The sequence below is a fragment of the Phyllobacterium sp. MT110 genome (genome assembly GCF_058792715.1).
Window position 1 is genome coordinate 1 of the sequence record NZ_JBXAFE010000015.1, and the last position, 9189, is coordinate 9189.

8 protein-coding genes and 1 pseudogene are annotated in these 9189 nt (G+C 60.1%); 6 read left to right on the forward strand and 3 right to left on the reverse strand.

All coding sequences use genetic code 11. The features are described from left to right. Positions 1–135: 135 nt before the first annotated feature. Positions 136–996: a LysR family transcriptional regulator gene (locus AC1Q5O_RS27100; RefSeq protein WP_492567177.1), complete on the reverse strand. Its 861-nt coding sequence runs from the start codon at positions 994–996 to the stop codon at positions 136–138. A 156-nt stretch (positions 997–1152) separates the two neighbouring features. Here AC1Q5O_RS27100 and AC1Q5O_RS27105 point away from each other — a divergent pair, with 156 nt between their 5' ends. Then, on the forward strand, positions 1153–1872 hold the full coding sequence (locus tag AC1Q5O_RS27105) for a putative quinol monooxygenase (protein WP_189383080.1): 720 nt from the start codon (positions 1153–1155) through the stop codon (positions 1870–1872). A gap of 206 nt (positions 1873–2078) precedes the next feature. On the opposite strand, the pseudogene AC1Q5O_RS27110 reads toward AC1Q5O_RS27105, so the two are convergent. Both AC1Q5O_RS27110 and AC1Q5O_RS27115 read right to left on the reverse strand, forming a co-directional pair. Continuing rightward, positions 2079–2660: pseudogene (locus AC1Q5O_RS27110) on the reverse strand (IS5 family transposase); the annotation flags it as partial. Positions 2661–2781: 121 nt separating this feature from the next. Then, positions 2782–4323 (reverse strand): 4-hydroxyphenylacetate 3-hydroxylase family protein, encoded by a 1542-nt coding sequence (locus AC1Q5O_RS27115; RefSeq protein ID WP_492567180.1) that lies wholly within the window; start codon positions 4321–4323, stop codon positions 2782–2784. Positions 4324–4422: 99 nt separating this feature from the next. Here AC1Q5O_RS27115 and AC1Q5O_RS27120 point away from each other — a divergent pair, with 99 nt between their 5' ends. From AC1Q5O_RS27120 to AC1Q5O_RS27140, 5 genes are all read left to right on the forward strand, one after another. Continuing rightward, on the forward strand, positions 4423–5055 hold the full coding sequence (locus tag AC1Q5O_RS27120; protein WP_189383083.1) for a TetR/AcrR family transcriptional regulator: 633 nt from the start codon (positions 4423–4425) through the stop codon (positions 5053–5055). Between the two features lie 200 nt (positions 5056–5255). Further along, on the forward strand, positions 5256–6755 hold the full coding sequence (gene istA / locus AC1Q5O_RS27125) for an IS21 family transposase (protein WP_003501244.1): 1500 nt from the start codon (positions 5256–5258) through the stop codon (positions 6753–6755). 1 nt (position 6756) lies between these two features. Next, positions 6757–7491, forward strand: coding sequence for an IS21-like element helper ATPase IstB (gene istB / locus AC1Q5O_RS27130; RefSeq protein WP_003501246.1), 735 nt, complete (start codon positions 6757–6759; stop codon positions 7489–7491). Positions 7492–7887: 396 nt separating this feature from the next. Next, on the forward strand, positions 7888–8820 hold the full coding sequence (locus tag AC1Q5O_RS27135; protein WP_492567183.1) for a DUF2493 domain-containing protein: 933 nt from the start codon (positions 7888–7890) through the stop codon (positions 8818–8820). Between the two features lie 83 nt (positions 8821–8903). Beyond that, positions 8904–9189: transposase (locus AC1Q5O_RS27140; protein ID WP_492567185.1), on the forward strand; the 286-nt coding region annotated here is incomplete at its 3' end.

Consider the following 9189-nt stretch of genomic DNA (forward strand, 5'->3'; position numbering starts at 1 on the left):
AAAATCTACCGCCCCGGAGAAATGCCCCCTTCAAAGGCACCATGCGCCATCACGCCCGAGAGTTTCCGCACAGCCTAAGCCCAAAGTACCAGTTACTGCACTATGCGCGAATGTCGGCCATCAATGATACTCCGCCTACACACGCGCAATCTCACGGATCAGATCATTTGTCTCTGGTCTCGTCGTTTGGTGCCGATAACGAAGAGCAGAAACAGTTCGCGAAATTTCAAGGTCGTCTATGGGTATCGAAACGAGGCCCCTGTCTGCTGGAATTGCCGTGGTTGGCAAAATCACCGCGCCTAATCCCTGCCGTGCGAGTTCGACTAACCAATCCACGCGATTTGACCGATAGGCCGCGTAGAGTTCGAGACCTTGGTCTGCACATGCCCCATGCAACGCATCCCGCATTTCGGAATTGAGTCGATCGAGCATGTCAGTTTCAGCGAGTGTAGAAAGAGAAATAGCGTCTCGTTCAGACAACGGGTGCGACTTGGACACCACAACCTTGTAGGACTCGTCATAGAGCTGGTCTATTCGATAGAGGTCTTCACTGACCGTCGCCGCCGTGACAACGACGTCAAATTCACCCTCTCGCAAGCCGGCCAGAAGCTTGGAGGCAGAAGCCACGATCAACTCTATTTCGGCTTGCGGCAATCGTGTACGGAAGCGTTCCACGGCGGCTGAAATCCGGTTGTGACCGATCGTTTCGCCAACACCGACAGAAACAGGAACCCGCTCTAGTCGCGTGTGGCGGACGGCTTCTGCCTTGGCTGCCTGCGTTTCGTCATGCGCTTTCTGTAGCCTTGGCTGCATGAGTTTTCCGAGTGCCGTCAACCTGCATCCCGCGCGGTCCCTGACAAACAGATCACCCCCGAGCTCGTGTTCAAGTTTCTTGATCGCGGTCGTCAGGGACGGTTGGGAAACATTTGAGGCGCTGGCGGCATGGGTGAAGTTGCGATGCTGGCAGACAGCCAAAAAATACCTGATCTGGTTCATCTCCACTGCCACAGTCTCCGTCACTTTCCGCCATGAGGTTCACCATAGCACATGTCTATCAAAGAATAGAAGTTCGGGATTGGTGCCTGAGGCATTCGGCATGGGAAAAGGGTGCATCGAAACCAACCACGACGACCTGTCGATCAGGAGGCGACCATGAAAGCCCAAATTCTCAAGACACTTGCCGCTTTGGCCTTGATCACGACATCTGCACTCGCACAGGAAACCCCAATGGAAAATCACACTGCCAGCTACATCGCCATGCCCGCCGCTGAAGGCCAGACCGAAGCATTCGCCAAATTTCTGGCCGGAGCCGCCCCGATTGTCGCGGACACCGAACCGGGCACCGTGCTTTGGTTTGCCTTGCAAGCCGACGATACGCTCGCGATCTTTGATATCTTCGTGGATGAAGAAGCGCGCGATGCGCATTTCTCCGGCGCTGTGGCCGCGGCTTTGAACCAAAATGCCGACGCGCTGGTCGCCGGGGGCTGGGACGATGGTGTTGTCGCGAATATCAAAAATTCCGATGTCCTGTCGGTGAAAGAACCGGTTGATCTCTACTCGGCCACGACAGCCACGTACATCACGCTCGAAGCAGCACCCGGCAAAGGGCCGGAATTGGCAGCCTTGCTGACCGCAGCTGGTCCCATCGTCGGAGAAACCGAACCCGGCACATTGTTCTGGGCGGCGCTGCAGATTGACGAAACATCCTTCGCAATCTTCGACATCTTCGCCAACAATGCTGGCCGTGAAGCACACTTTGCCGGTCAAGTCGCCGGGCTGCTGAACGAACGGGCAGCGGAGTTGGTCGCTGGCGGGTGGGACGACGGTGTGGTCGCTAACGTCCACAACTTCGACATCCTCGCCATCAAGTAACGCGATGTGACAGGAACAAGAGGCGCCTGGTGCAACGCATCAGGCGCTTTCCCGAACGAATTTAGATTCACCGTGAAGCGGTCGTTCGAGTAACTGCAGCGAATTAGCGCTTTGTCCGCACATCGGACACAAACCTCCTGCCAGACCTTACACGGCGTTGTTGCAGAAGTCAGCGGCGGAGCGAGCAGCCCCTTTTCCCTTTTGGTTCAGGCAACGCGTTCGATCTCGGCGGTGCCGAGCGCGTTAAAGCGGTTCATGAGGGAAATTCGGATGTGGATTTCGGCGGGTTGGCGGTCCGGGTCACGTGATGCGATCCTCTCGCCAAAAGCCTTCAAGCATCGCATCTTCGCCTCGACCCGACTTCGGGCATGATAGCCGGTCCAGCGCTTCCAGATGGTTCGGCCGAGACGTTGGGTCGCGCGACGGATCTCGTTGCGGGCTTTGGCAGCGGGGCAATCCTCCCGCCATCGCCGCCCATTCTTGCGGATGGGGATGATCGCGGTGTGGCAGCGGCGCATGTCGAACGCGCCGTCTCCGGTCACGGTGCCGATCGTCTCATTGGGCGGGATCTGGTCCAGGAGATCCGGCAGAACGGGACTGTCACCCTTGTCGCTGGAGGTGAACTCCACCGCGCAGATGTCCCCGGTGGCGGTATCCATTGCCAGATGGACCTTGCGATACTGGCGTCGGCGGTGGGTGCCATGCTTGCGCGCCAGCCATTCCCCATCGCCTAAGAACTTGATCCCTGTGCTGTCGACCAACAGGTTGAGGGGGCCTGCCGCGCGACGGCTCAGCTCAATGAAATGCTGACCTGGATGGAAAGCCACCCGTTCCCCTTCCTTTGGACAGCCAACTTCGTCGAAAAGCAGGCATTTTTCACAGAATGACTGTTCCAAAAATCAGCGCTATCTACCTCGGCAGTTCCGCCTCGGCACCCCCTGTGACCTTCGCTGGTGCCTGGCAACCGGTCGCACAGCAGCGCCCGGGCTGACGCGAGACTTTGCGGCCTTCCGCCAGAACGCCCCGATCCAACAGGTCATTCACCAGCTCCTTTCGCTCGGCAACCGGGTAGTTCCGCCAGATTTCGCGCTTCATCGCCTCGGGCGATCCACCTCCGTGCAGGGAGATCACCGAGTACCATCCGCCCTGGTTCGAAACGGTCAGGTCCTCGATCATCCGCGAAACTTCCATCCGGCGCTCCATCGGGATGTCGGCGCGTCCTCCCAGGACCGCGGACAAGGAAGCTTTCGTTTCAGGGTTGTGGTCCTCATCCGGCCCGGGCAGCGCAACGATCAGCCCGCCGGAAACGTAGTGCGCCACCTTGTGCATATCGTAGATCTTCGTCGCCAGAAGCAATTTGCCGATGTTTGAGAAGACGGCGTCCGGCATCACAGAGCCGACGGGATCCTGCTCGAAATAGACCGAGGCCGCGACGCCGCAGGCATAGAAGCCTTCCGTGATTGTGATCAGATCGACCATCGCCTCGCGGATATGCCCGTGCCGGTCGGCATCCAGGCCATTGGCGTCAATCATGAGGGCACCGGCCCCGATCAGAAGATCGCCAAAACCGGCCCGCGCCCCGATACAGGAATGCCGGTGATGGTTCGCGTAGGAGGTAGTTATGAATCCGCCTTCCTCATATTCCCCGGCAAGAAAGACACGCTCATGCGGAACGAACACATCCTCGAAGATCACGACCCCGGTGGACTGCCCGTATTTGGCGGAGAACTTCGCCGCGGCTTCGCCGGGCCGTCCCGCCGGACGCGCCACGATCGTCACGCCGGGCGCGTCGCAGGGCACTGCGCAGCAGACGGCAAAGTCAGCATCCTCTTTCGTGTGGGTGCGGCACGGCATCACGAGAAACTCGTGCATGTAAGGGGCGCCTGTAACGATCGCCTTGGTGCCCGAGATCACGATCCCGTCCGGCCGCCGTTCCTTGATGTGAACATAGACGTCGGGGTTCGTCTGTTGACCGGGCCGTTTCGATCTGTCGCCTTTTGCGTCGGTCATGGCGATGCCCAGCGTGAGATCGCGGTCCTGCACGTCATGCAAATAGGCGAGGAAGCGTTGCGAATAATCGGTCCCGTGGTTGGCGTCGGTTCGATAGGTCGCCTGATAGATCCCGTTCAGGGCATCATGGCTGAGGTAGCGTTGCGCGCACCCGGAGACCTTGCAGACCAGTCGGACGGCTTCGAGCTTCTTCAACAGATCATCCGACGACGTGTTGATATGCAACATCCGGTTCACGGTCCGGCCGCTGGTCGACTGCTCGGCCGTCATCAGCTCCTTGTGCTCGCGACGGTGAGCAAAGTCATAGGTTACTCCCACACCGTTGATCCCGGGTGCAAGGAGCGGTTCATCGGCAACGCTTTCGACCCGGTTTCCGTTGATAAAAACGCGTGGCGAGTATGACCTCAGAGAGTCCCGATAGTCCGATGCGGTCATCAGCATGCTCTTCTCCCTTATAGCAGAATTTGAACACCGTTAGATTCTTGTTCAAGTTATCGAACACTGTTAGAACGTTCGTCAAGGAGATTCCTTGAGGTGTCCGTGTCAAATCAGAAAACAAAAAGAAAACAATCTCTTGCGGAGAGCAAGCGACAACTCATCCTCGATGCGGCACGAGAGGTCTTCGCGTCCGAAGGGCTGGAAGGGGCAAGCCTACGCGCCATCGCGGCGAAGGCGGGATACACGCCAGCCGCGCTCTATTTCCATTTCTCATCGAAAGAAGCCATCTACGCGGAGCTGCTGCGGTTGTCGCTGACAGCCCTGCAGACCGAAGTCGTTGGGAAGCTCGCGGGGCTAGACGATCCCGCGAACAGGTTCCGCGCTGCGGCCATGGCGTTCTATCACTACTACGCCCAAAATGCCCAAGAGCTCGATCTGGGTTTCTACCTTTTCCGTGGCGGCATGAAGCCTGCCGGTCTGAGTAGGGAAACCGATACCGAACTCAACAAGGCGCTGGAAAACGCTCTCCGGCCAATAGCCGATGCTGCGTCAGACCTCGGTGTCCCGCAGCGGGATGCCGATCTCCTGATGGTCGATGTTTTTGCTCATGCGGCCGGCTTGCTACTGCTTCTGCACACCGGCCGGATCAAGATGTTCAACGCAGCACCAGAAGCTCTCATGACCGTTTTCGCCGAGAGCAAACTTCGTGAAATTGGGAGAAGGGTTTCGACATGAAGATACAGCTGCCGTCTTCAGTCCTGCTGGTGATCGATATTCAGTCCCGCCTCATGCCCGCAATTGCCAACGAGAAGGAGGTGGTTGTGATTAGGCATGGAATAAGGACCCCGCATTTGGGGTGATCGGCGTCCAAACGGGACCCCCATCTGCGATGGGGTTACAACAGCCTCCGGTTTCATCGGAGGCTTTTTATTTGGATGCTTGTTGTGGAGACAATTCTAAAGATACGTCGACTTTCCCGTGTGCAGGGCAAGTCGATCAAGGCGATCTGCCGGGAGCTTGGCATATCGCGGAAAGTGGTGCGGAAGGTTCTGCGCAGCGATGAGACGGAGTTCAAATATGAGCGGACCCGTCAACCTCAGCCGAAGCTCGGGCCCTGGCGCGATCAGCTCGATGGAATGCTGCTCGCCAATGAGGCCAAATCCTCTCGCGAACGGCTGACACTGATCCGGATATTCGAGGACTTGCGCGACCTCGGCTACGAGGGCGGTTACGACACAGTCCGGCGCTACGCCCGAACCTGGGCGAAGGAACGCGGCTCCGTAACGGCGGAAGCCTACGTGCCGCTCTATTATGCGCCGGGCGAGGCTTACCAGTTTGACTGGAGCCACGAGATCGTCGTGCTGAACGGCGTGACGACGACGGTAAAGGTGGCGCATGTCCGGCTCTGCCACAGCCGGATGATGTATGTGAGAGCCTATCCGCGCGAGACGCAGGAGATGGTCTTCGATGCCCATGACCGGGCGTTCGCGTTCTTCGGCGGGGCCTGCACGCGCGGCATCTACGATAACATGAAGACCGCGGTGGAGACGGTCTTCGTCGGCAAGGAACGGCAGTACAATCGCCGCTTCCTGCAGATGTGCAGCCATTACCTGATCGAGCCGGTGGCCTGCACGCCGGCGTCGGGGTGGGAGAAGGGCCAGGTCGAGAACCAGGTCAATCTGGTGCGGGAACGCTTCTTCACGCCGCGGCTACGCTTCAAATCCTACGATGAGCTGAATGGCTGGTTACTGGACAAGTGCATCAGCTATGCCCGCGCCCACAAGCATGTCGATCAAACGGAGCGCACGATCTGGGAGGTGTTCGATGGGGAACGGCCGCACCTGGTCGGCTATCCCGGCAAGTTCGACGGCTTCCACGCAGTGCAGGCCTCGATCGGCAAGACCTGCCTCGTGCGTTTCGACAACAACAAATACTCGGTGCTGTCCACGGCAGTCGGCCGCCCGGCCGAGATACATGCCTATGCCGATCGCATCGTCATCCGGCAGGATGGCGTGGAGATCGGCCAACACGATCGCTGCTTCGGCCGTGGCGAGACGATCTATAATCCGTGGCATTACGTGCCGGTCCTGACCCGCAAACCGGGAGCGCTGCGCAACGGTGCGCCATTCCACGACTGGGTTTTGCCCGCCGCCATGGAGAAGGTGCGCCGCCGGCTGAAGGCCATGCATGACGGCGACCGGCAGATGGTGTCGATCCTCGAATGTGTGGGCCTGGACGGACTCCCCGCCGTCGAAGCGGCCTGCCAGGAGGCGCTCGATCAGGGCGTGTTCTCGGCTGCCGTCATCATCAACATCCTGGCCCGCAAGCGTGATCCGCAGCCGGCCGCCATCCTTTCCATTCCCGACGCGCTTCGCCTGACCCACGAGCCTCTGGCCGATTGCGCCCGTTACGACAGCCTTAGGAGGGCAAGCTGATATGGAACGATCCCAAATCCTTGACATGATGGGCACGCTGAAGCTGTTCGGCATGCGCAGCGCCTATGACGAGATCATGGCCTCCGGCATCAAGCGGCAGCACGAACCGCCACGCATCGTCGGCGACCTACTTCAGTCGGAGATCGCCGAGAAGCAGGCGCGCTCCATCAAATACCAGATCACCGTCGCCAAGCTGCCGCTGGCCAAGGACATCGACGACTTCGACTTCACCGACACGCCGGTCAACGAAGGGCTCGTGCGCCAGCTTGCGACAGGAGCCTTCCTCGCCGAGCAGCACAATATCGTTCTGGTCGGCGGAACCGGCACGGGGAAGTCCCATTTGTCCATCGCGCTCGCACGCGCCCTAATCCGCAACGGCGCACGCGGCCGCTTCTTCAACGTCGTCGACCTCGTCAATCGGCTCGAGACGGAGGCACGTAGCGGAAAGCAGGGGCGGCTGGCCGACTTCATCACCAGGCTCGACTTCGTCATCATGGACGAACTCGGCTACCTCCCATTCGCTCAGGCCGGCGGCCAGCTCCTCTTCCATCTGATCAGCAGGCTCTACGAGCGGACCTCGATCATCGTCACGACGAACCTGGCCTTCGGCGAGTGGCCGGCCGTCTTCGGCGACGCCAAGATGACCGCCGCCCTCCTCGACAGGCTAACCCACCATTGCGAAATCGTTGAGACCGGGAATGAATCCTGGCGCTTCAAAAACCGCTCTCAAAGCTAAAGCCGAAAAGACAAACAACCCGCGCCCGCAGGCCCCTGCGCTAAATGGAGAGCTCCGGGCCTACGCGCGCTGACCCGATGCAACCAGAGGCAGGGGTCCCTTTTGGGAGCCGATAAGGGGTCCCGTTACGATGCCGATTGACACTTCGCGAGATCGAGGCCAATGATCATTCCGGACATATCCAACCACTCCTTCTTCCCGGAGAACCGTTGAAACCAGATTCGACGGTTGGGGTGGGGGTGTCCACATCATCAAATCAGCCGCCCCCCCGTCCTCCTCCACATGCGTTCCGGCCCCGAAAGGGGGTGAAGGGGCAGCCCCTCTCACGGCTTTCGCAGCCCATGAAGGCCGCGCGGGATGACGCGCGGACGAGTTGAGGCCCGGAGGCAAGAACCGATGACGATCCACACCCACGACGACGCGTATGAACCCGCCCACACCGCATCCCAGACCGCCCATGCGCTCGACGAGCTGCAGCTCTATGGCTACCGCCCCTTTGACGAGCCCGATCCGCGCCCGATGCCCGATGGGCAGCGCCTTGCGGTCGCCGTCGCCGACATCTTCGATGCCCTCGTCGCGACCCTGGAAGACACCCGCATGGAACCCGACCTCGAAGAACTGCTCTGGGGCCAGGTCAACCTCTTCCACCGCGCCACAGCGAGGGTTGAGCGGTCGCTCGACGAAAACGAACAGGCGCAGCGCCGCCTCCAGCGCGAGCAGGACGGCTCCGAGGTGAAATCCGTCGAACTCGAGCGCCTGACGGCCGAAGGCCTGACCCTGATCGAACGGCGGAACTGCATGGACATGATGCGCGATCACGCCGCCACCGAGTTCGTCCATCACACGGGGTCCACCTGGCGCCCCCGCACTGGCTCGATGGTGAACCGCCAGCACATGACCGCGGCGCTGATCGACAGCCGCGATTTCCTGGCCGCCAAGCGCCGCGCAGAGACCGAGGTGATGCTACCCGCAGGCCCAAAGGTCGCCCTCACCGGTGGAACCGACTTCAACGATCACCGCCTGATCTGGGGCAAGCTCGATCAGGTCCGGACCAAGTATCCCGACATGGTCCTTCTGCACGGTGGAAGCCCGAAGGGCGCCGAACTCATCGCCGCCAAATGGGCCGAGGCTCGCGGCGTGACGCACGTGGCCTTCAAGCCCGACTGGACCAAGCATGCCAAGGCCGCGCCCTTCAAACGCAACGACGCCATGCTCGGTGTGCTGCCCGTGGGCGTCCTCGTCTTCCCGGGCAATGGTATCCAGGAGAACCTCGCCGACAAGGCCAAGAAGCTCGGCGTCCCGGTCGTGAAGTTCGAGAAGGGGGCGTGAGCCCCCTCAGTATCCGCTTACGGCCGAGACTGTGTGGAAACTCGGCTTTGTGATAGACTTTGGCATGGCTGCGGGGGATCGGCATGTCGGGTTTCATCGAAGGTATTGCGCGCGAGCAGACGATGCTGTTTCCGGATCGTCTTGAGGACTGGATCGATGAGGATCATCTGGTTCGGGTGGTCGATTTCTTCGTTGATGGTCTCGATTTGGTTGACTTGGGGTTCGTGCGCGCTGCCCACGCCCGCACGGGGCGACCGGGCTATCATCCTGCCGTTCTGCTCAAGCTGTTCAGCTACGGCTATCTGAACCGGATCCCGTCGAGCCGCCGGCTGGAGCGTGAAGCGGGACGCAATGTAGAGCTGATGTGGC

Coding starts and splice junctions, on each gene's coding strand:
- AC1Q5O_RS27105 (WP_189383080.1), top strand. CDS start 1,153: ATGAAAGCCCAAATTCTCAAGACACTTGCCGCTTTGGCCTTGATCACG.
- istB (WP_003501246.1), top strand. CDS start 6,757: ATGGAACGATCCCAAATCCTTGACATGATGGGCACGCTGAAGCTGTTC.
- AC1Q5O_RS27135 (WP_492567183.1), top strand. CDS start 7,888: ATGACGATCCACACCCACGACGACGCGTATGAACCCGCCCACACCGCA.
- istA (WP_003501244.1), top strand. CDS start 5,256: ATGCTTGTTGTGGAGACAATTCTAAAGATACGTCGACTTTCCCGTGTG.
- AC1Q5O_RS27115 (WP_492567180.1), bottom strand. CDS start 4,323: ATGCTGATGACCGCATCGGACTATCGGGACTCTCTGAGGTCATACTCG.
- AC1Q5O_RS27100 (WP_492567177.1), bottom strand. CDS start 996: ATGAACCAGATCAGGTATTTTTTGGCTGTCTGCCAGCATCGCAACTTC.